Source organism: Streptomyces sp. NPDC006332 (genome assembly GCF_040612855.1).
Taxonomy (GTDB): Bacteria; Actinomycetota; Actinomycetes; order Streptomycetales; family Streptomycetaceae; genus Streptomyces.
In genome coordinates, this window is sequence record NZ_JBEXRA010000059.1 from 23,953 (window position 1) to 44,907 (window position 20,955).

General features: G+C 73.1%; 14 protein-coding genes. 7 read left to right on the plus strand and 7 right to left on the minus strand.

The window, feature by feature from the left end; translation table 11 throughout:
- Positions 1-122 precede the first annotated feature (122 nt).
- Positions 123-1,550 (plus strand): MFS transporter, encoded by a 1,428-nt coding sequence (locus ABZ027_RS36070; RefSeq protein WP_356775939.1) that lies wholly within the window; start codon positions 123-125, stop codon positions 1,548-1,550.
- Positions 1,551-1,694: 144 nt separating this feature from the next.
- Positions 1,695-6,878 (plus strand): hypothetical protein, encoded by a 5,184-nt coding sequence (locus ABZ027_RS36075; RefSeq protein ID WP_356775941.1) that lies wholly within the window; start codon positions 1,695-1,697, stop codon positions 6,876-6,878.
- On the opposite strand, the gene ABZ027_RS36080 is transcribed toward ABZ027_RS36075, so the two are convergent.
- From ABZ027_RS36080 to ABZ027_RS36095, 4 genes are all read right to left on the minus strand, one after another.
- The gene (locus tag ABZ027_RS36080; protein WP_356775943.1) at positions 6,875-7,525 is read right to left on the minus strand and encodes a DUF2637 domain-containing protein; all 651 of its coding nucleotides are present in this window, start codon (positions 7,523-7,525) and stop codon (positions 6,875-6,877) included. The two genes, ABZ027_RS36075 and ABZ027_RS36080, sit on opposite strands and share 4 nt — an antisense overlap.
- A gap of 137 nt (positions 7,526-7,662) precedes the next feature.
- Entirely contained in the window at positions 7,663-7,875 is a 213-nt protein-coding gene (locus ABZ027_RS36085; RefSeq protein ID WP_356775945.1) for a hypothetical protein, read from the minus strand.
- A gap of 204 nt (positions 7,876-8,079) precedes the next feature.
- Positions 8,080-8,868: a DNA-formamidopyrimidine glycosylase family protein gene (locus tag ABZ027_RS36090; RefSeq protein ID WP_356775947.1), complete on the minus strand. Its 789-nt coding sequence runs from the start codon at positions 8,866-8,868 to the stop codon at positions 8,080-8,082.
- A gap of 128 nt (positions 8,869-8,996) precedes the next feature.
- On the minus strand, positions 8,997-9,398 hold the full coding sequence (locus ABZ027_RS36095) for a hypothetical protein (RefSeq protein ID WP_356775949.1): 402 nt from the start codon (positions 9,396-9,398) through the stop codon (positions 8,997-8,999).
- Positions 9,399-9,600: 202 nt separating this feature from the next.
- Between ABZ027_RS36095 and ABZ027_RS36100 the strand changes: the two genes are divergently transcribed.
- The 4 genes from ABZ027_RS36100 to ABZ027_RS36115 all read left to right on the plus strand — a co-directional run bounded on the left by ABZ027_RS36100 (position 9,601) and on the right by ABZ027_RS36115 (position 15,862).
- Positions 9,601-10,752 (plus strand): substrate-binding domain-containing protein, encoded by a 1,152-nt coding sequence (locus ABZ027_RS36100; protein ID WP_356775951.1) that lies wholly within the window; start codon positions 9,601-9,603, stop codon positions 10,750-10,752.
- Positions 10,753-10,785: 33 nt separating this feature from the next.
- On the plus strand, positions 10,786-11,562 hold the full coding sequence (locus ABZ027_RS36105; RefSeq protein ID WP_356775953.1) for an ATP-binding cassette domain-containing protein: 777 nt from the start codon (positions 10,786-10,788) through the stop codon (positions 11,560-11,562).
- A gap of 200 nt (positions 11,563-11,762) precedes the next feature.
- On the plus strand, positions 11,763-12,941 hold the full coding sequence (locus tag ABZ027_RS36110; protein WP_356775976.1) for a sugar ABC transporter permease: 1,179 nt from the start codon (positions 11,763-11,765) through the stop codon (positions 12,939-12,941).
- 503 nt (positions 12,942-13,444) lie between these two features.
- Complete coding sequence (locus tag ABZ027_RS36115) at positions 13,445-15,862, plus strand: SpoIIE family protein phosphatase (protein ID WP_356775955.1); 2,418 nt, start codon at positions 13,445-13,447, stop codon at positions 15,860-15,862.
- A gap of 50 nt (positions 15,863-15,912) precedes the next feature.
- Here ABZ027_RS36115 and ABZ027_RS36120 read toward each other — a convergent pair whose 3' ends face one another.
- From ABZ027_RS36120 to ABZ027_RS36130, 3 genes are read right to left on the minus strand one after another with little or no spacing between them, the layout of a single operon-like run.
- Positions 15,913-18,465: an FtsX-like permease family protein gene (locus ABZ027_RS36120; protein WP_356775957.1), complete on the minus strand. Its 2,553-nt coding sequence runs from the start codon at positions 18,463-18,465 to the stop codon at positions 15,913-15,915.
- Positions 18,466-18,470: 5 nt separating this feature from the next.
- Positions 18,471-19,187: an ABC transporter ATP-binding protein gene (locus tag ABZ027_RS36125; RefSeq protein WP_356775959.1), complete on the minus strand. Its 717-nt coding sequence runs from the start codon at positions 19,185-19,187 to the stop codon at positions 18,471-18,473.
- A complete protein-coding gene (locus ABZ027_RS36130) occupies positions 19,184-19,390 on the minus strand; it encodes a hypothetical protein (protein WP_356775961.1) in 207 nt (68 codons plus the stop codon). The genes ABZ027_RS36125 and ABZ027_RS36130 overlap by 4 nt, the downstream gene beginning before the upstream one ends.
- A gap of 281 nt (positions 19,391-19,671) precedes the next feature.
- Here ABZ027_RS36130 and ABZ027_RS36135 point away from each other — a divergent pair, with 281 nt between their 5' ends.
- Positions 19,672-20,955: a sensor domain-containing protein gene (locus ABZ027_RS36135; protein ID WP_356775963.1), complete on the plus strand. Its 1,284-nt coding sequence runs from the start codon at positions 19,672-19,674 to the stop codon at positions 20,953-20,955.

The window sequence follows — 20,955 nt, forward strand, 5'->3', positions numbered from 1 at the left end:
GGTGGTGCGTGCGGGTGATGGGGACACGGATGACCGTCAGCACACGATCCCTTGAGACTGCTTACGCCCCTTAAGGCCCTTATCGTGGCGTTTGGTGTGGCGTGTCCGGTGGATGGGATGGAGTGGGGGCCGTGGCGTTCGCGGAGCCGGCCGGCGGCGGTGAGTCCACGCCACCTCCCGCGTCGGACCCCGGGCCCGAGCGACGGTCCTGGGCACCGCTGCTGGCGGTGTGCGCCGGGTATTTCATGGTGATCCTGGACGTGACGGCCATCAATGTCGCGGTGCCGGTGATCGGCCGGGAACTGTCGGCCTCGCTCACCGGCATCCAGTGGATCACCGACGGGTACACCCTGGTGTTCGCCGGGTTCCTGCTGACCGGTGGCGCGCTGGGCGACCGGCTGGGCAACCGCCGGGTCTTCTGTTCGGGCGTGGCGGTGTTCACCCTGTCCTCGGCCGCGTGCGCGCTCGCGCCGAGCGCCCCCTTCCTGACCACGGCCCGGCTGGTGGAGGGGCTCGGGGCGGCGCTGATCGTGCCCGGTTCCCTGGCCCTGCTCCAGCAGGCCTACCCGGCGCCCGCCACACGCTCGCGGGCCTTCGGACTGTGGGGTTCGATGGCGGGCATCGCGGCCGCCGCCGGACCGCTGCTCGGTGGGCTGCTCGTCTCCACCGTGGGCTGGCGCTGGGTGTTCCTCATCAACCTGCCCGTCGGCGCCGCCTGCCTGGTGCTGACGCTGCGGCATGTGGCCCGCTCGCCCCGGCGCACCGAAAGGCCCCTGGACTGGCCGGCGCAGTGCGCGGTCGTGACGGCGGTGGCGCTGCTGACCGCGGCGCTCAACGAGGCGGGACGGCGGGGCTGGTCCGATCCGGCCGTTCTCGCCGGGGTGGGTCTGGCCGTGCTGGCCGCCGCCGGGTTCACGGTGCGCGAGCGGCTGGCCCCCTCCCCCGTCCTTCCGCCGAGCCTGTTGCGGTCTCGGGCGATGAGCGGTGGAGCCGTCATCGGCCTGCTGTTCAACTTCGGCTTCTACGGCATGGTGTTCACCGCCAGCCTGGAGTTCCAGCACCAGCGCGGCTTCAGCGCCCTCGGCACCGGACTGGCGCTGTTCCCGGCGGTGGCGATGACCATGTTCGCCTCGGTGCTGTCGGGGCGGCTGACCCGCCGCACCGGTGACCGTCCGCTGGTGATCTCCGGCATGCTGCTGGCCGCCCTGGGGCTGGCGGGCTGGGCCGCGGCGGGAGCCGACCCGGCCTACCCGCTGCTGGTGGCGCCGATGATGGCCGCCGGATTCGGTACCTCCTTCGCCCTCACCGGCTCGACCGCCACCGTGATGGGCGCCGCGCCGGAGGCGTACTCGGGCGCCGCCTCAGCCCTGTTCAACACCACCCGCCAGATCGGCAGCGCCACCGGTGTCGCGCTGGGCGGCAGCCTGCTCGCCACGGCCACCGACTTCACCACAGGGCTGCGCACCAGCATGGCCATCGGCGCGCTCGCCTACCTGGCCGCCGCGGGCCTGGCGTGGCTGTGCGTGCCGGCGCCACCGAAGAAGACCTAGGGCCTGTCCGCGCATACCACCGCCGAGGCGGTAAACAACCCCTGGATGTACGGGAGTTGGCGTGATGGTGTTGCACGAGCGACGAATGGCGCGGCAGTTGGCGTACGGCCCTCCACCTGGCCCGTCCGTGCATAGCGTGAACCCGTGCGGACGCAGCGGCAGGCAGGGGACGGCAGAACCGACGCCTCTCAGGAGAGCCCCCGGCCACCTCGTGCCGGCAGGCCGTCCGGGTCCGGAACCGGCCTCACGCCGCCCGCCCTGCTCGCCCTGCAGCGGTCCGCGGGGAACGCGGCCACCGCACGGGCACTACAGCGCGGGGAACAGGGCCCCTGGCAGCCGGCCGGACGACGACAGCTCTCCGCGCCGCCGCCCCGCATCGACGAGGAGCGCACCGAGCCGGGGCTCGTCCTGCCGCCGTACCTGATGGCCCTGGAGGCGGCCGGTCTGTCCACGGCGTACGGGCTGACCGGGCACGAGTTCGTCCGGAACGCGGTGGCCGCCGCCGCCGGGCACGGCGACGGCACGGTCGCCGACATCGGCGCCGAACTGGCCGGACGGCCGGAGTCCTTCTTCGGTCAGGGCCGCGCCTTCGGGGTCCAGGGCAAGGACGGCAAGGAGTGGTTCGACGTCACCGTCACCATCTCCCCCGCCCCCGACGACCGGCCGCCGGTCTTCCACCCCGGGGGCACCCTCGCGAACACCGTGCCGGACCCGGGCGGGGCGCCGCTCGCCGCGGTGGACGAGGCCGAGGGCAAGGAGACCAAGGTCGACGCCCAGCACAACACCGCCGCCACCGTGGCGACGACCGCCGGTGGTTCGTCGACCAGGGGCCTGGGCGGGATGGCCTTCGGCCTCGCGCCCGTCGCCCCCGGGTTCTGGGCGGGCGCCGCGGGCACGGCCAACGTGCAGCCCTGGCAGTCCTCGCGGGAGTCCCGCAGCCAGCGCAACGTGGCCGAACCGCGCGTGCTGCGCAGCGACAAGGGCTCGGTCGAGGTGCCACGCAGGGTGCGTTACGGCGTACGGATCGCCCGACGCGGCACCGAGGACGCGCGGACCTTCGGCGGCTCGGGCACGCTCACCCAGCGGGTGCCGACCGAACACCTGGTCCTGGCCGGCACACCGGCACCTCCGGCGCCACGGCCCGTCCGGGCCGACACCGCGCGGCGTGTCTCGCTCGCCGACTCCCTGGCGCCGGTCGCCGTCACCGACACCGCCGCCCCGCACCAGGGTGGCGGCGGGCTCTTCGACACGGTCGCCTCCGTCCTGCACCCCTCGCTCACCGCACCCGGAGCGCCCGGCCGCATCCGGCTGTACGAGGCGACGTCCACGGCGACCGTCCTGGAGGACCTGCCCCGGCTGCTGGGCGACGGCGTCGTCGGTGAGGACCTGCGGTCCAAGGACGGCAGCAGCATGGGCAGTTACCGCATGCGCGCCGCGATCACCGGCCTGTCGCCCGCCTGGAGCACCGGCAGGACCCAGCTGCGCACCCATCAGCAGACCCAGCACACCGTCACCGAGAGCGCGGGCAAGGGGCGCGCCGTCGCGGGCGGCGTGGGCCCGGCGATCGGCGTCGGAGCGGCAGCGAACGCCGCTGTCGTCCGGGCCACGGCCATGCCCCTCGCGGCGGCCCGCAAGGCGCGGTTCACCGTGGCCGAGCAGACCGTGTCGAGCCGGCAGGGCGCGGAGGTCCGGGGCGACAAGGTGCTCTACCTCGGGACCGCGACGTTCACCGTGGAGGGTACGGGCCCCCGGTCGGCGCGGATGATCCTGCGGCCCGGCACCCGCAGCGCCCAGCACTCGATGACGGTGTGGATCAGCCTGCGGGCCGACGAGGCGCGGTCCCTCGGGCTGCCGTTGCCGCCGGGCGTCACCGCCGGGGAGTTCATCGAGAAGCCGAAGCGGACCGACGCGGAAGGCAACGAGACGGACGTCGAGCGTCATCTCCCCTTCGGCGCCATGGGCAACAGCGTCACCCTCAGCCAACTCGACACCGGGCCCATGGTGAAGGCCGTGACCGAGCTGTTCGCGACCGATCCCCGGCTGGCCGGCTATCTGCCCGCCTTCGGCGCGACCCCGCCCGGCGCGCCCGCCGCGCCCCCCGGCAGGGAGGAGGCCGAGGTGCAGCGGCGCAACTACCGCGAACTGATGGCCGTCCTGTCGGAGACCAACCTCCGCGTCAACAAGGACCAGTTGCTGTCCACCGGTATCCGGGTGCGGCTGCGCCGCAAGACCACGATGCACGCGCACGACGTGCAGATACGGGTCAAGGGCGCGCTCCGCGAGACCGGCTACCTCGGCGACACGAACGACTGGCTGGTCCGCAGCCACTCCGGTGTCGCCGCCAGCACGCAGAGCGGACGCAGCAGTTCGCGTTCCCTCGGCGGTCTGGTCCTCGCCCAGGCCAGGCTGGTCCCCGGCGTCCTCACCGGCTCGGCCCGCTACGAGCAGCACAGCGTGGGCACCCGCCGTAACCAGGCCGGTCCCACCACCCGTACGGACGTCCTCACCAACGGCTCCGAGACGGCCGGCGTCTTCGGAGCTGCCCTGCGCCTCGACGTGGACGTCACCATGACGTCCCGGCAGCGCAAGCTCGCCCGCGGTCTCACCCCCGGTTCCCCGGGCCGTAACGCGCCGGAGGCGAAGCTGCTGGGCGGGTTGCACCTGGAGGAACAGGAGGTACGGCTCGTCACGCCGGCCGAGTTCACCCTCGACGAGGAGGGCAGGCAGCGGCACGACACGGTGATCGCCGACCGCCGGGCGCGGGCCGCGCGGCCCGACCACGCGGTCACCGCCGAGGGCATCGGCGACCTGGCCACGCTCACTCCCCGGCCGTCCACCGGGCGGGCGCTGCGGGACTGGCAGCTGGTGGAGACCGTCGGTGACGGCCAGGCCGTCCGGGATCTCGCCTTCGAGCTGCTGTCCCGGGCCGCCGCCCGCAACAAGGGCGTCCGCGACGATCCCGCGCTGCGGACGGAGGGGCTCGCGCCACGGCTGGCGATCGAGGAGCGGTTCAGCCCGCAGGCCATCACGGCGTCGCTGCGGCAGGCCGCGTCCTCCGGGTGGGTGGTGAAGAACCTGCGCCACCCGCGCCGCCTCGCCGCGCTGAACGGGGCGGTCGGCACCCGGCTCACGCTGGCCAACCCGAAGTTCGTGCACCGGGGCGCGGGTCCCGGCACCGAGACCTTCGTGCTCGGTGGCCACCAGGCCGCCGGACAGCAGGGGCACGGCACGACCCGTACGGCGCAGGTCGGGGCGGTCGGCTCGCAGAACGGGCCCGAGTGGCGGCTGGGCGAGGGCCTGTCCGCGAGCCGTACCGCCAGTGCGGGCGACGCCCGGTCCGCCGCCCTGTCCGGCACGGTCGAGCGCAACGCCCACACTCCGAGGAAGGCGCCGCTCTACCTGGTCCGGTGCGACCTGCTGGTCACCATGGTCGCCGAGGTCGAGGTCACCGGCGGCGGCCCCTACGTGGCGAAGGCCGCCCGGACCCTGCCGGGCGAAGCGGCGGTGTGGCTGACGGAGGAGCAACTGCCGGCCCCGATACGGCGGCAGCTGAAGCTCGACGCCGATCCGGGCGTGATGTCGTCGTTCCGGAAGGGGGAGGCGTCGTCCTCCCGGAACGGGGAGCCGTCGTCCTCGTCGAAGGGAGAGGCCAGGGCGGAGAGTTCGCGGGCGGGCGCCGAGCGCGAGGCCGGGGAGTCGGACCGGGCCACGGACGCGGGTGGTTCCTCGCCGGCCGCCCCGTCCGCGCGGGTCCACTCCGGTCCGTCCTTCGACCGAGGGCTGCCCCTGGGCTTCGGCATGATCGAGAACCTGCCGAACTTCGTACCGCTGCTGGAGCGGCTGCGCACGCGCCTCGCGGAGAGCGGGCAGCGGGCTCTCGCCGACGACCTGCTGCCCAGGCGGCAGCTGGAGGACCGCAACGACAACGTGCAGCGGCTGTTGCGCGTCCTGGACCGGGACGGTTCCGCCGGGCTGCTGTCCGGCGCGATGGACGGCGGGGTCACCGTCGAGCTGTTCGACGGCCGCAGGACTCCGTACTGGGCGGTGTTCAAGGTCAACCGCCAGGGCGACGGCACGTCGGACGGGGCGGCGGGCGACGGCCGGGACATGGAGTACATCACCGCGGCCGTCGCCCAGCAGGGCGCCTCCCACGACGAGGGCGTGACGACCGGCGCGGAGGGCGTCCTCGCCGGTTCCGGCAAACCGGACGGCGGGGCGGGGCCGTTGAAGAGCACGGGTGGCTCGGCGGGGCTCGGCGTCGGCTCGGGCGACTCGTGGCGCACCGGTTCCGTCAGCCGTGGACAGCTCGGCGTGAAGACGGTCGCGGAGGCCAAGACCGCGAAGTCGACGAAGATGCGGGTGCCGATCGAGGCGACCCTGGAACTGCACCGGGGCGGCCGCCGGCTGGCGCTCGTCTCCCTGGGCCGTCAGGCGCTGACCCACCGCGTCCTGGACAAGGACCTCGCGGCCCTCAGCCGGGTGGCCGTGGAGCGTACGAGCGCGCCCGCCGCCGCCCCCGGCCCGCGGGACAACCGCTCGGCCGGGCTCGGTGCCTGGCGCTCCGTGGGCGTGAAGCTTCCGATGGAGGCGCAGGTCAACGGTTTCCAAGGGGCGCCGCAGGTACGGGAGTTGGTCAACTCCGCGGTCCGGGAGGCGGGCGGCGGGGACCGCTTCGGGCGGCAGGGGCAGGCGGCCGCGTACGCCCTGAACGAGGCGGTATCCACCGAGTGGCTGATCGCGGCGCTGCCGCTGCTGACCTCGGCGGGCGCGGAGCTGCCGCCGGTACACGCCTCCGGTGCCGAGGGCCAGGACCTGCGCGCGTCACTGCACGCGCGGCTGCGTGCCGGGCGGGTCCTGGGCGTGGGCGACAAGATGACCTTCGAGACGGTGGGCCAGAGCCACCTGGACGCGCCCCGGCCCACCCAGACGGACGGTCAGAGCTCCGCCGACCACGGCAGGTCGGCGTACGGTCTGGCGGGCGCGGGGCTGCTCAACGCGGACCAGTTCCGTCTCAACCAGCTGATGGGCAACGCGGGCGGCGCGGGCGGCACGTCCGACGCGGCGGTGAACGCCTCCGGCACGATGCCGCTGCACAAACCCAAGTTCGAGTCGGTCCTCGTCCAGTTCACCGTGGACGTACGGGTGGTGGCCCGGGTGACCAACCGGGTGCGCCCCAGTCGTACCCAGGCCGCCGTACGGGAGCTGACCCTGCGGCGGCCGGTGGTGATCCGTATGCCCGCGCCCGTGGTCCGGCGCATGCTGGTGACTCAGGGGGCGCAACTGAGGGACCCGGAAGGCCACTTGAAGCGCTTTGCAGGCTCGCCCTAGGTGCGGTGACGGGAGGTGCTCTGGCGCTGGCGCGGCGGCAGGGTCAAGGTGATCTGCCGGACCAGTTGCTGGAAGCACGCCAGGGACGCGATGGCCGGCAGGGCGGCTCCGGCGATACCGGTGAACGTCCGCTCGGCCTGGGTGACGCACAGCGCCATGGCCACGGAGGAGAACAGCAGCACGACGAACCAGGAGTGCAGAGCCCGGCGTCGGTGCAGGGCAGCGCGCAGGATGGACAGCGAGGCGACGATCCAGGGGCCGTACACGAGAAGGGGCCACCAGGAGACCGTGCCGCCCTTCGCACTGGACGTGACGTGCAGCAGGGGCGCGTAGGCCACCACGCCGCCGAAGACGCTGACCATCGCCACGATGACGGCGACGAACGCGACGATCACGAAGCTGCCCGTCTGCAACCACCTGAAGCGGAAGGTGCGGTCGGGGACCTTCCGGTGCCCGGACGAACGCCGGATGGGCGGCAACTGCGCCGTGATCTGGGCGAGGTTCTCCAACGGGTCGGTGAACTCGACGCCGGGCGAGGGCTCGTTGCGCGGCGGCGGTACGACGGCCGCCCGTTCCGTCGGCACGGCGTCCTGCAGGAGGTGGGCGAGTTCCTCGACCGGGTCCCACCCCGCATCGGGGGGTTCCAACGGGGTTCCTGAGTGCAGGGAGTCGACCGGGCTGCCGTGCCAGCTGGTACCCGCCCCGAAAGGGTATGCGTCGGGGTACCACTCACGTTGGGTGAAAGCGAGATCCGCGTAGTCGTGATTCATATGATTCGCCGACGTCAGATGCGGTCCGAATGGCAGTCGGAGTTTCTCTGTCCGCTCCATCGCTGGTTGAGTTCCGCCTGGGCCGCATCCAGCAGGGTGAGGAACTCGGTGAGCAGCGACTCGGTAACCCGGTTCTCGACCCGGACGCCGTCCCCGAGCAGAGTGCCACGGGCGTCGAGCGCCGAATATGCCGTACCAGCCGTGTAAGAGTATTTCCCAACGGTCATATCGCTGTCCGCGGAATGATTCTGCGTCCGCGCGCCGCGGCGGGGCAAACCGAAGGGCATTGGTTTCGTCATGTCCCGCTAACGGCCTGCCCACTCCTCCAGTTGCGCGGCAAATGAGTGACCGTGGCGTCGGTGAAACCTTGATGAGAGCGTTTTTTCATTTGTGTCATTTGCGCTTTGTTCGGCGCCTGCTGAGTAGATCTCTCAGGATTCGTTCCCCTGGCACCGCGGGCACCACACCGTGCCGCGGCCCGCCGTACGGGACCGGCGCAGGGGGGTGCCGCAGCGCGGGCAGGTCGGATCGGGGCGGTCGCGGTGGCCGGTGAGCCAGGAGTCACGCGGTGGGACGCGGCCGACGGAGACGGCGGAGCGCAGCGTGCGGCGCATCTGGGTGTACAGGCGACGGCGGTCGGCCTCGGTGAGGTCGCTCGCCCGCGTCGTGGGGCGCAGCCCGGCGCGCCACAGGATCTCGTCGGCCAGCAGGTTGCCGAGTCCGGCCAGGACGGACTGGTCGATGAGGACGGTCTTGACGCTGCCGCGGCGGGCGGAGAGCGCGGACTCGAACTCCGCGCGGTCCACGGCCATCGCGTCGGGGCCCTGGCGGTCCAGCAGCCGTGCGGCATCGCGGTCGTCGTCGGCGAGCCACAGGCCCTGGAGCTTGCGCTGGTCGCGGAAGCGGAGCTGACGGTCGCCGCCCACCGTGAACAGGACGCGGTCGTGGGCCTCGTACGCGTCGTCGGGCCGGGCGCAGACCAGTTGACCGGTCATGCCGAAGTGCAGGACGAGGGTGGGGCCGCCGGTGCGGGCGAGCAGCCACTTGCCGTGCCGCTCCGGCTCGGTGAAACGCCGGCCTTCCAGAGCGTCGCGCAGCCGTCTCGCGCTCACCCCGTGCAGGACGCCCGGGTCGCGCACGTCGACGTGTCGGATGACCCTGCCCTTCGCGCAGGACCTGAGCACCTCCCGGAATCCCTCGACGTCCGGCAGCTCGGGCATGGGGTACGTCCTCTCGGGCGAGGATCCGCGCGCTCGGCGTGCGGGCCGTGGCCTCCTCCAGGACATGGTGACTCCTGGGCGGCCGGCGCGCACCACCACAGGCGTCCGAGAACAGCCTGGGGGCGCCGTCACGATCCGTCCCCTCCGCCCCCCGTCACGGACGCGGTCACGGCGGACACGGCGGCGGTCGCGAGGAGGGTCCCCAGCATGACCATCGCCACGCCGACCACCCAGAGGCCGCTGGAGTCGTCCGACCAGTCGTAGCCGACGGCGGCGGTCAGGCCGACGGTGGTCCCGAGCACGGCTGCCGCGAAGTGACGCCGGTAGGCAGCCCAGCACACCGGCAGCAGCAGGGTCAGCACCAGGCCGATCACCTGCCACGCCTCGTAGGGGCCGGTCGTCGATCCATCGGGGTGCTCGTCACGGTGCTGGTCCCAGCCCAGCCAGGCGGCCCACGCCGCCACCGACACAACGGCCGTCAGGAGGATCCACGACAGCCGGAGAAGGGGTTTCGACAGGTCTGTTCGCATGTATCCAGCGTTTCGGCTCGACCCGTCATCGACCAGAGCGCTCGTACTCAGCTCCACCCGAGTACCTCACCGGCCCGCGGTTCGCCGCCTGGCACGGTCGGCGGGCCGGACCCTAAGAGGAGCAAATCGCCTACTTGGCTACTCTTGGTACGAAACTCTCGTTGCCCGGCAATCTCGGACAAATTTCACAAAGGAACCGACGATGGGTCTCGGTGTCAGCCTTCCGGCCTCGAAGCGCAGGTCCGCCACGCCTGCCTCCCGCGCCTCCAGCACCTCCCGTGCCTCCCGGGCCGCCGCGGCGGTCGTGATGGCTGTCGGCCTGGCCCTGACCGGGGCCTGCGGCGGGAACGGCGGTGGCGGCAGCGCGGGCGACGACATCACCGTCGGAGTGCTGCTCCCCGGGGGCGGCGCCTCCCGGTTCGGACAGTTCGACAAGCCCCTGATGGAGAAGCAGCTGAAGCGGCTGTGCCCGCACTGCCCGCCGGCGGCCGTCGCCGCCACGGGTGAGCCGGCGGTCCAGCGACAGCAGCTCGAAGCCATGATCACCAAGGGGGTGGACGTCCTGATCGTCGCCGCCGTCGACCCCGAGGCGCTGCAGTCGTCGGTCGAGTCCGCGCACCAGGCCGGCATCCCGGTGGTCGCCTATGACCGGCTCGCGCAGGGCCCCATCTCCGGTTACGTCACCTTCGACGGCGCGACGGTGGGCAAGCTCCAGGGCGAGGCCCTCCTGAAAGGCATGGGGACCAAGGCGGACGGCCGCCAGATCGTCATGATGAACGGCGCCACGATCGACCCCAACGCCGGCTGGTTCAAGCGGGGAGCGCTCTCCGTCCTCAAGGGCAAGGTCGACATCGGCAAGTCCTACGACACCGTCGGATGGCGGCCGGAGAACGCCTACGTCAACATGACCGGCGCCATCGCCGCCCTGGGCGCGGGCAACATCGACGGCGTGCTGGCCGCCAACGACAGCCTCGCCGGAGCCGTCATCTCCGCCCTCAATGCCAGCTCGGTCAAGCCGCTGCCCCCGGTCACCGGCCAGGACGCCGACCTCGCGGCCGTGCAGCGCATCGTCCAGGGCGGCCAGTACATGACCGTCTACAAGCCGTACAAGGCGGCCGCCGACGCCGCCGTCGAGATGGCCCTCGCCCTGGGCCGCGGCCAGTCCGTCGACTCCATCGCCACCACCACCGTCGACAGCGTCACCACCAAGGACATCCCGGCGGTCCTGCTGCCGTCGGTCCCGGTGACGGTCGACAACATCAAGGACACTCTGGTGAAGGACGGTATCTACACCATTGACCATATCTGTACCCCCAAGCTCCGGTCCGCCTGCGACAAGGCCGGACTCACCTGATGAGCGTTCCCCTAAGGCGGAAGGAGGTGGCCCGTGGTTCAGCCACTGCTGGCGTTGCGCGGCGTCTCCAAGCGCTTCGCCGCCGTCCAGGCCCTGGTGGACATCGAACTGGAGGTCAGGGCGGGGGAGGTGGTCGCCCTGCTGGGCGACAACGCGGCCGGCAAGTCCACCCTGGTCAAAGTGATCTCGGGGGTCGGTCCGGCGGACAAGGGTGTCATCGAGTGGGAGGGCAGCGCCGTCCAGATCAGGCGCCCCCAGGACGCCCAGCTCCTCGGGATCGCGACCGTCTACCAGGACCTCGCGATGTGCGGGAACCTCGATGTCGTCGGCAATCTCTACCTCGGCCGGGAACTCCACCGGTTCGGCATCCTCGACGAGGTGGAGATGGAGCGCCGGACCCGCGAGCTGCTGAAAACCCTCTCCGTCCGCATCCCCGACGTGCGGGCGCCGCTCGCCACCCTGTCCGGAGGCCAGCGGCAGGTCGTCGCGATCACCCGCTCGTTCCTCAGCGCGCCCAGGCTGCTGCTGCTGGACGAGCCCACCGCGTCCCTGGGCCTGGAACAGACCAACCAGTTGCTCGACCTCATCGAGGAGCTGCGCGACCAGGGCGCCGGGGTGCTTCTGGTCAGCCACAACATGGGTGACATCAAGGCCGTCGCCGACCGGGTCGCCGTCCTGCGCCTCGGCCGGAACAACGGCTTCTTCGACGTGAACACCACCTCCCAGGAACAGATCATCTCCTCCGTCACCGGCGCGGTGGACAACACCGCCGCCCGCCGCCCGCCGAACCCGGAGGAGGTATGGCCGTGAGATGGAGGGGAGGGTGGAGCGGCAGGTGGAAGGGGGTCCGGGCACGCTCCACCGACGCCGCGTCCGCCGCCGACGCCACGTCCGACGACGATCCGCCCACTGTCGACGTCGCGCACGAGGCCGCACCCGACGACACCGCGCACGACGCCCCGCCCGACGACGACCGGCGTGCCGGCGGAGGCCGGTGGCACACCGAGCAGCTGCGGGCCTGGGCGGCTGCCGTACGCCGCAGACTGCACGACGGTGAACTGGGCCCCACCGCGCCGCTGCTCGCTCTCGCCGTGACCTGGATCGTCTTCCAGTCCCTCAACGACAACTTCCTCTCGCCGCGCAACCTGTCGGTCCTCAGCGTGGACATCGTCGGCACCGGCATGGTCGCGGTCGGTGTCGTCTTCGTGCTGCTGATCGGCGAGCTCGACCTGTCGGTGGGCTCGCTCGCCGGCCTGTCGGGCGCCATGTTCGCGGCGCTGAACGTGAACCTCGGAATGGCGGAATGGCTCGCCGTGATCATCGCGGTGCTCGGCGGCGCGGCGGCCGGGGGATTCCAGGGGCTGGTCTTCACCAAGATCGGCGTCCCCGCGTTCGTCGTCACCCTCGCGGGCCTGCTGGCCTGGAACGGCCTGATGCTCTACCTGCTGGGGCCGGAGAGCTCCATCGGTTTCAGCGAGGACGGGCTGGTCTCCATGCTGACCAGCCGCTACTTCAGCGCCGTCGTCTTCACCTACGGCCTGGCGACCCTCGGCACGGCCGCCTACTTCCTCGTCTCCTACGAGGACCGCAGACGGCGCAGCGCCGCCGGGATGCCGTACCGGCCGGTGGGCGAGATCTGGGCGCGGACGGCTCTGCTCGCGGTGGTCGCGTTCACCACCGTCTACGTGCTGGGCCGGTTCGAGGGCCTGCCGCTCGCGCTCCTGATCTTCATCGGCGCCCTGGTCGCCTCCGACCTCTTTCTGCGTCGTACGCCCTACGGTCGCCAGGTCCTGGCGCTGGGCGGTGGGGTGGAGGCGGCCCGGCGGTCCGGGGTCCATGTGGCACGGGTGCGGATCTGGGTGTTCCTGGCGTCGGGAACCATGGCCGCGGTCGGCGGCCTGTTCGTCGCGTCGCGGCTCTCCTCGGCGACCACCGTCCCGGGCTCCGGCATGCTGCTGATCAACGCCATCGCCGCCGCCGTCATCGGCGGCACCAGCCTCTTCGGCGGACGGGGCTCGACCTGGTCCGCGCTGCTGGGCGTGCTCATCATCCAGTCGATCGCCTCGGGCATGGCGCTGCTGGGGGTGGAGCCCGCGGTCCAGTTCATGATCACCGGTGGGGTGCTGCTCACCGCGGTGGTCTTCGACTCACTGGCGCGACGCGCCGCGGAGTCACGCGGGCGAGCCTGAGGGAAACCGGTCGGCCTCCGGCCCGGGCTGTGGGCGGCGGCCTGTGCCGTGCGGGCGCGGCCCGTCCCGCAGCCGCCGGCCATGCGGGCGCGGCCCGTTCCGTGCAGGCGCGGCCCGTTCCGTGCGGGCGCGGCTGTCCCCGCAGCCGCCGGCCATGCGGATTCCACGAGCCTCGTGCCCAGGGGCGGCCGTGCAGCCGCGGAGTCACGCGGGCGAGCCTGAGGGAAACCGGTCGGGCGCCGGCCCGGACGGCGACCCGACCCGGCCCGCCCCGTGCGGACGCGGCCCGTCCCGCAACCGCCGGCCATGCGGATTCCACGAGCCTCGTGCCCAGGGGCGGTCGCGCTGCCGCGAGGCACGCGGCGGCTGTGGTGCCGCGGAGTCGTCGTCCCGCTGCCAGACTGGTGGGGAGGAGAGTGTCCCGGCCACCGCGACCCCTACCGGTCGGGTGAGAGCAGGCGGAGAAGCCCGTGGGCAGCGGGGGCGTCCCGTCCGGAGGCATCGTGTCCGTACCAGTACCGGAGGACTTCGCGGTCGTCATCGACGCCGGTGGAGCGGTCATGGTGTGGAGCCCCGGGGCCCGGCGGCTGCTCGGACACGAACCCGCCGAGATCGTGGGCCGGCCGGCCGCCGGGCTCCTGGCCGCCGATCTGCCCGCGTCCGCGCTGCGACACCTGGCCGACGGCGGCCCGGTGACCAGCGAGGTGGCGCTTCGGCACCGGGACGGCGACCGGTTCGTGGTGCGGCTGAGGGGGACACCGCTCGCGGACGCGGGCGGCGGCCGCCCCTGGCTCGTGACGGGAGCCGCGCCGACGAGCGGGGCCGCGCGGGCCGAGCCGGGCGCGGAGGCCCTGTGGGACCTCACCCTCGCGCAACTCCCCGTGCCGGTGGCGGTCTACGACCGCGAGGCCCGGCTGGTGGGCGCCAACGCGGTCATGGCGCAGGTGATGGGCATGACCGTGGCGGAGATGCGGGGGAAGACGCTGTGGGAGATCCAGCCCACCCCGCCCTTCGACGAGTACGACCGCCTCCAGCGGCAGGTCCTGCGCACCGGGGAGACGGTGTTCCACGAGGACTACGCCAAGGCGCCCGGACAGACCCGGGAGCACGCCTGGTCGATGTTCATCTATCCGCTGAAGGACGAGAGCGGCACGGTCCAGGGACTGGCCTCGGCCGTCTTCGACACCACGGAGGAGTACTGGGCCCGCCGCCGCCTCGTGGTCCTCAACGACGCCGGCCTGCGCATCGGCAGCACCCTGGACGTGACGAGGACGGTCGAGGAGCTGGCCGAGGTGGCCGTGGACGGGTTCGCGGACTTCGTCACCGTGGACCTGCTGGACTCCGTCGCCCTCGGTGACGAACCGCGACCGGTACCACCGGGCGAGCCGGTCACCGTGCGCCGCACGGCCCAGCGGTCGGTGCTGGAGGGCGTCCCCGAGTCGGTGGTCGCCTCGGGGGACACGACCGTCTACCCGGTGGGGACACCGCCGTCGCGGACGCTGATCGCCGGCCGGGGCACCCGGCACGCGGCGGGAGAGCCGGGGATGCAGGAGTGGATCAGGTCCCTCGAGGCCCGCGCGAGGGCCGTACACACGTACATGATCCACTCGGTGATGCTGGTGCCCCTGCGTGCCCGCGGGGTGACCTTGGGCCTGGTGCACTTCCTGCGGCACCGGACCGCGGAGCCCTTCACCGAGGACGACCTCCTGCTCGCGGAGGAGATCGTCGCCAGAGCGGCGGTGAGTGTGGACAACGCCCGCCGCTACACCGGTGAGCGCCGGACGGCGCTGGCACTCCAGCGCAGCCTCCTGCCCGACCAGCCGCGGGACCTGGCGGCGATGGAGGTGGCCTACCGCTATCTGCCCGCCGGTTCCGGCGTGGACGTGGGCGGGGACTGGTTCGACGTGATTCCGCTGTCCGGCGCCCGGGTCGCCCTGGTCGTGGGCGACGTGGTGGGCCACGGCGTCCACGCGTCGGCCACGATGGGCCGGCTGCGGACCGCCGTACGGACGCTCGCCGACGTAGACCTCGCTCCGGACGAGCTCCTCACCCAGCTGGACGATGTCGTCCTCAGGCTCGACCGGGAGGAGGGACCCGAGGCACGCGGGCGTTCCCAGGACGCGTCGGGGGAGGTCGGGGCCACCTGCGTGTACGCCGTCTACGACCCCGTGTCCCGGCGCTGCTGCATGGCCCGCGCGGGACATCCGCCGCCTGCCCTGGTGCGCCCCGACGGCGGCGTACGGTTCCTGGACCTGCCGGCCGGGCCACCGCTCGGCCTCGGCGGCCTGCCGTTCGAGTCGGTGGAGGTCGAGTTGGACGAGGGCAGCCTGCTCGCCTTCTACACCGACGGTCTGGTCGAGGCCGCCGACCGCGACATCGACGTCGGTCTCGCCCTGCTGCACCAGGCGTTGAGCGACCCCGCGGCACCGCTGGAGGAGACCTGCGACCAGGTGCTGCGCGCCGTGCCGCGAGACCGTCCCGGCGACGACATCGTGCTGATGCTGGCCCGCACTGCCGCGCTCGACGCCGGAAAGGTACGCACCTGGCAGCTGCCGCGGGACCCGGCGGCCGTGGCCGGGGCCCGCCAGATGGTGGGTGAGCAGCTGGCCGACTGGGGGCTGACGGGGGCGGAGTTCGCCACCGAACTCATCGTCAGCGAGCTGGTCACGAACGCCGTCCGGTACGGCGCCGACCCGGTCGTGCTCCGGCTCATCCGCGACTCGACGCTGATCTGCGAGGTCTCCGACGGCAGCAGCACCGCCCCGCACCTGCGGCGGGCCCGCGTCTTCGACGAGGGCGGGCGCGGGCTGATGCTCGTCGCCCAGATCGCCGATCGCTGGGGCACCCGCCAGATCCCCACCGGCAAGACCATCTGGGCAGAACAGGCACTGCCCACCGAGACACCGCTCGACCCGCCCTGAGTCGACCCGCCCTGAGTCGACCCGCCCTGAGACACGGTCACCCACCCGGCTCACTGGGCGCGGATGGCGTCGGCGGGCGGGGTGCGCAGGGCCCGGCGGGTGGGGAGTTCGGTGGTGAGGAAGGCCGTGACCGTGACCGTGAGGGCGAGGGCGGGCAGCAGCCAGACCGGGCCGGACGGCCAGGGGCGGCCGAGGAAACCCTGGCCCAGCAGGGCGAGGGGGAGAGCGGACAGGAGCACGGCCGTGACGAGGGCGGTGGCGGCGGTGACCGCGGCCTCCCGGCGCATCATCGCGCGGATCTGGCGCGGGGTGGTGCCGTTGAGTCGCAGGGCGCCCATCTCGACGCCCCGCTGTGCGGTGGCGGCGACGAGCTTGTTGGCGATGCTGAGCAGCAGGTAGACCAGCAGGACCACGATGGTCGCCAGGTTGATCCACACTTCCGGCGGGGCGTCCTTCAGGCCGCCCACGGAGGCGGGCTCCGTGTCCTCGAGGGTCAGGCCGGGGCGGGATTCGGCCAGGGCGGTGAGGTGCCGGCGGGCGGTGTCCGTGCCGTCGGTGCGGACCAGGACGGACTGGTCGAGTCCGGTCGTGGTGTGTCCGGCGGCCAGGTCGTGGGAGAGGGCGACCGTGCCGAAGCCGAGGCCGCGCCCGTACACGGCGACGACCTTCGCGTCGACCCGGGCGCCGTCACCCAGGACCAGGCTCACCCTGCTGCCGAGCTCCGCCCCGCGGGAGCGGGCGGCATCGTCGCTGACGGCGACGGTGGCGCCGGTGAGGCCGCTCAGGCTGCCGTCCCGTACGTCGAGGTCCAGGACGTCCGCCGCGCCCGGGGTGAGGATCATCGCGGAGCCCGCCTCGGTCGTCGGCTCGCCGAACTCGTCGTACGTCCACGCGACGGTGGTCTCGCCCACGGGGGCCGCCGCCCGTACGCCGGGGGTCTCGCGTACGGCGGCCAGGGTGCCGTCGGGCAGGCCGCCCAGCTGCGGCGCGCTGAGGCGCTGCTGGGCGAGGGTGCCGGCGCGGGTGTCGTGCGCGGTGGCGGCCAGCACGGTGGTCTGGGCGAAGGTGTAGGTCAGGACGAAAATGACCGCCATGGCCAGGGCGCTGACGATCCCGGCGTTGCGCAGGGCGTAGGCGCGGACGTTGGACATCGCCAGCCAGGTCGGGGCGGAGGCGCCGGAGCGGGTACGACGGGACGCGGCGGCTCCGACGCCCCGGACCAGGGCCGGGCCGGCCAGCGCCAGGCCGATCGCGCCGACGATGCCCGCCATGGAGGTGCCGGTGGCGCCGATGACGGTGCGGGAGAACAGCGGCAGGACCGACATGGTGATCGCGGCGAGGATGACCAGCAGTCCGGCGCTGGTACGGGCCTTCGACGGGTCACGGGGTTCGCTGCGGGACTCGGCGACCGCCTCGGTGGCCGGCCTGCGGGAGATCCGCCAGGCCGCGCCCCGGGCCGACAGCTGCACCGTCAGGGCCATCAGCAGGATCGCCGCGACGGCGGGCAACAGGCTGTAGGTGAGGGGCAGTTCGGGCGGGACGACCCCCCGGTCGGCCAGCAGCTCGCGGAACTGCCCGGCCAGCGGGTAGCCCAGCGCCACACCCGGTACCAGCGCCACGGCCGCGATGACCGTGGCCTGGGCGGCGGCCAGCCGGCGGATCTGCCGCCCGGTCGCCCCGACGGCCCGCATCAGCGCCAGGTCGCGGCGCTGCCCGCCGACCGACACGGCCAGCGCGCTCGCCGTCACGAATCCGGTGATCAGCAGGACGATCCCGGCGAGGGAGGAGGCGAGGAGGATCAGCAGCGAACGGGACGCGCCCGCGCCGGGCGCGACCAGGTCTCCGCGGTCCGCGCCGGTGACCGCCACCAGCCCGGCGCCCTTGGTGAGCTTCGTACGTACCTCCGCGGCGACCTTGTCCTCGGCGCCGGGCGCGGTACGCAGGCCGATCAGGTCGACGGTGCCGGCCCGCGGCCCGGCGTCGCCCTTCGCCCGGCCGGACAGTCGCCGGGCCGTCGGGTCGGCGAAGAGAATCCCGGCGCCCGGGGCGTCGACCACCGCCGAGACCCGGTAACCAGCGGCGGGCCGGGCGCCCACGACGACCTCGACCCGGTCACCGACCCGGATGCCCGCCGCGGCGGCGGTGGCGGAGTCCACGGCGACCTCGCCGGAACCGGTGGGCTCGCCGCCGTCGATCCTCGGGGCGTCCAGCAGGCCGGTCGAGGACCAGCCGTGCCCGGCGGAGGCGGGGTCCGCGGTCGGTACGACCTGGCCGCGAGCGTCGACGAGGGCGGCGGGGAAGCCGATGTCGCCGACCGTGGCCTCGACGCCAGGCAGCCCGGACAGTTCGGAGACGAGGCGGGCGGGGACCCGGCGGCGCTCCGGGAGCGCGATCGGCAGGTCGCCACTGGGGTGGATCATCTGGTCGGCGGCGACCACGACGTCCGCACCGGCCAGGCGGCCGGCCGGCAGGTGGGAGCGCAGACCCGACTCGGCCAGCACTCCGGTGCCGGTGATCAGGGTGGCGCCGCCGAGGACCGCGCAGGCGACCGCGATCAGCGCGGTGATCCGGTGCCCGGCCATGCGTATCGCGAGAGGGAACACGACGCTCACACCTCTCCCAACTCGACGAGACGGTGGGCCAGTTCGGGGGCGGTTGGCTTGTCGAGGGCCTCCACCACCCGGCCGTCGGCCATCACCAGCACCTGGTGGGCGCGGGCCGCGGCGGCCGGATCGTGGGTGACCATCACGACCGTCTGGTCCAGGTCGTCGACCAGGTCCCGCAGCAGGTCGAGGACCTCGTGGGCGGAGCGCAGGTCCAGCGCTCCGGTCGGTTCGTCGGCGAACACCACGGCCGGCTTGGTCACCAACGCCCGTACGACCGCGGCGCGTTGCTGCTGGCCGCCGGAGAGTTCGGTGGGCCGGTGGGTCAGCCGGTCGGTGAGACCGACCCGCCGCACCAGGGCCCGCATCCAGTCCTGGTCGGGGGTGCGTCCCGCCAGACGCAGCGGCAGGGTGATGTTGTCCTCGACGCTGAGCGACGGGATCAGGTTGTAGGCCTGGAACACGAACCCGACGCGTTCCCGGCGCAGTTCGGTACGGCGGGTCTCGTTCAGGCCGCCGATCTCCCGGCCGTCGATGCGGATGCTCCCGGAGGTCGGGGTGTCCAGCCCGGCGGCGCAGTGCATCAGCGTGCTCTTGCCGGAGCCCGAGGGCCCCATCACGGCGAGGAACGTGCCGCGGTCCACGGTCAGGGACACGTGGTCCAGGGCGCGTACGCCTCCCGGGTACTCCTTGCTGACGTCCGCGAGGGCGATGGCGCTCATCGACGGCCCCGCAGTCCGCGCACGACGAGGACCCCGCCGCAGAGCACGGTGAGGGCACCGAAGGCCAGGTGCACCCAGGTGTTCGCACCGCCGAACGAAGCGGCCATGTTGGCGACCGCGCTGAGCACGACCACGATCCACAGGAGCGTGCGGGCTATGTCCCCCCGGGTGAGGGGGCCGGACTCGGCAGGTGTGTTCGTCATGGGGTCTCCCGTGCTCTGGGCGGTCCTGGTCCGGTCGGCGTGCGGCTGTGCGCGTCGGTCCGCGTTCGGTCCGTATGTGGTCCGTGCGCGTCGGTCCGCGGTCGGTCCGTATGTGGTCCGTGTGCGGTCCTCGCCGTCGTCACCGACGCTATGGATCAGCACCCCTCGCGGCCGATCCCGCAGCCGACCCGGTCCAGGTACAGCAGGCTGTACTTCCCGGCCGCCCAGCCACCCGCCAACCGGGCTCCGACATAGGGTCGTTCGCGACCGAGGGAGAGTGGATGGCAACCCACGAGGACAGCGCCGTCACCGCCGCAGCCGACCGGGGCGCGGACGTCAAGGACATCGCCGTACGCACCCTGAGCGCCGCCGGCACCGCGATCGGACAGCTCGCGTCCGGACTCAACACGGCCCTGCTCGCCCTGCTGGTGCTGCTCTGCACGGCCGTCGCCGCCGTGACGAGCCTGGCCGGGGTGGGACTGCTCCTGGCGCCCGCCGTGCTGCGGGCGCTGCACGCCCTGGCCGGACGGGAACGCGTACGGCTGGCCCGCTGGGGCCCGGAGGTCGTCGCCCCGCAGCCCCCACCGACCCGGCTGCGTCCCGCCCTGGTCGACCCGACCACCCGACGGGAACTGCGCTGGCTGGCCCGGCACGCGGCCCTGGGGCTCCCGCTGGGGCTGCTCGGTGTCCTGCTGCCGATCCTGGCCGTGCGGGACAGCGCCTTTCCGCTGTACTGGAAGCTGCTGCCCGGGGACACGACCGCCACGTCCCTGGGGATGGGCTCCGCGCACTCCTGGCCCGACGCCCTCGCGGTGGCGCTGCTGGGCCTGAGCTGGGTCATCATCATCCTCGGGCTGGCACCCGGCATGGCCCGGCTGCAGGCCCGGCCCGGCAGGCAGCTCCTCGCCGCCGGTCCCGACGTCGATCTCTCCCTGCGGGTCGCGGAGTTGACGGCCACCCGGGCCGCCGCGCTCGACGCCCACGCCACCGAACTGCGCCGTATCGAGCGCTCGTTGCACGACGGTACCCAGAACCGCATCGTCAGCGTCACCGTCCTGCTGGGCGCCGCCCGACGCATGGTGGCCCGCGACCCTGCCGGTGCCGACGAACTCCTCGAACGCGCCCAGTTGGCCGCCGAACAGGCCCTCGCGGAGCTGCGTACGGTCTCCCGGAGCATCCTGCCCCCCGTGCTCGCCGACCGCGGACTGGCCGGCGCGCTGTCCGGCCTGGCCGCCAACTGCGCGGTGCCCTGCCGGGTCGACGTGGACGTACCCGCACGGTGTGCCGCCGCCGTCGAGGCGACCGCCTACTTCGTGGTGGCCGAGGCCCTGACCAACATCGCCAAGCACAGCGGCGCCGCACACGCCACCGTCACCGCCCGCGGCGACGGCGGCCGACTGCGCCTGCGCGTGCAGGACGACGGCCGGGGTGGTGCCGACGAAGACGGCGGCTCCGGGCTCACCGGTATCCGCCGCCGGGTCGCGGCGCTCGACGGTAGCCTCACCCTGGCCAGCCCGCCGGGCGGCCCGACAACCCTTGAAGTGGACCTTCCCTGTGGATCGTGA

Excerpts from the sequence above, each read along its gene's own strand:
- ABZ027_RS36130 (WP_356775961.1), bottom strand. The coding sequence starts at position 19,390 with ATGACGAACACACCTGCCGAGTCCGGCCCCCTCACCCGGGGGGACATA.
- ABZ027_RS36095 (WP_356775949.1), bottom strand. The coding sequence starts at position 9,398 with ATGCGAACAGACCTGTCGAAACCCCTTCTCCGGCTGTCGTGGATCCTC.
- ABZ027_RS36100 (WP_356775951.1), top strand. The coding sequence starts at position 9,601 with ATGGGTCTCGGTGTCAGCCTTCCGGCCTCGAAGCGCAGGTCCGCCACG.
- ABZ027_RS36135 (WP_356775963.1), top strand. The coding sequence starts at position 19,672 with ATGGCAACCCACGAGGACAGCGCCGTCACCGCCGCAGCCGACCGGGGC.
- ABZ027_RS36090 (WP_356775947.1), bottom strand. The coding sequence starts at position 8,868 with ATGCCCGAGCTGCCGGACGTCGAGGGATTCCGGGAGGTGCTCAGGTCC.
- ABZ027_RS36125 (WP_356775959.1), bottom strand. The coding sequence starts at position 19,187 with ATGAGCGCCATCGCCCTCGCGGACGTCAGCAAGGAGTACCCGGGAGGC.
- ABZ027_RS36085 (WP_356775945.1), bottom strand. The coding sequence starts at position 7,875 with ATGACCGTTGGGAAATACTCTTACACGGCTGGTACGGCATATTCGGCG.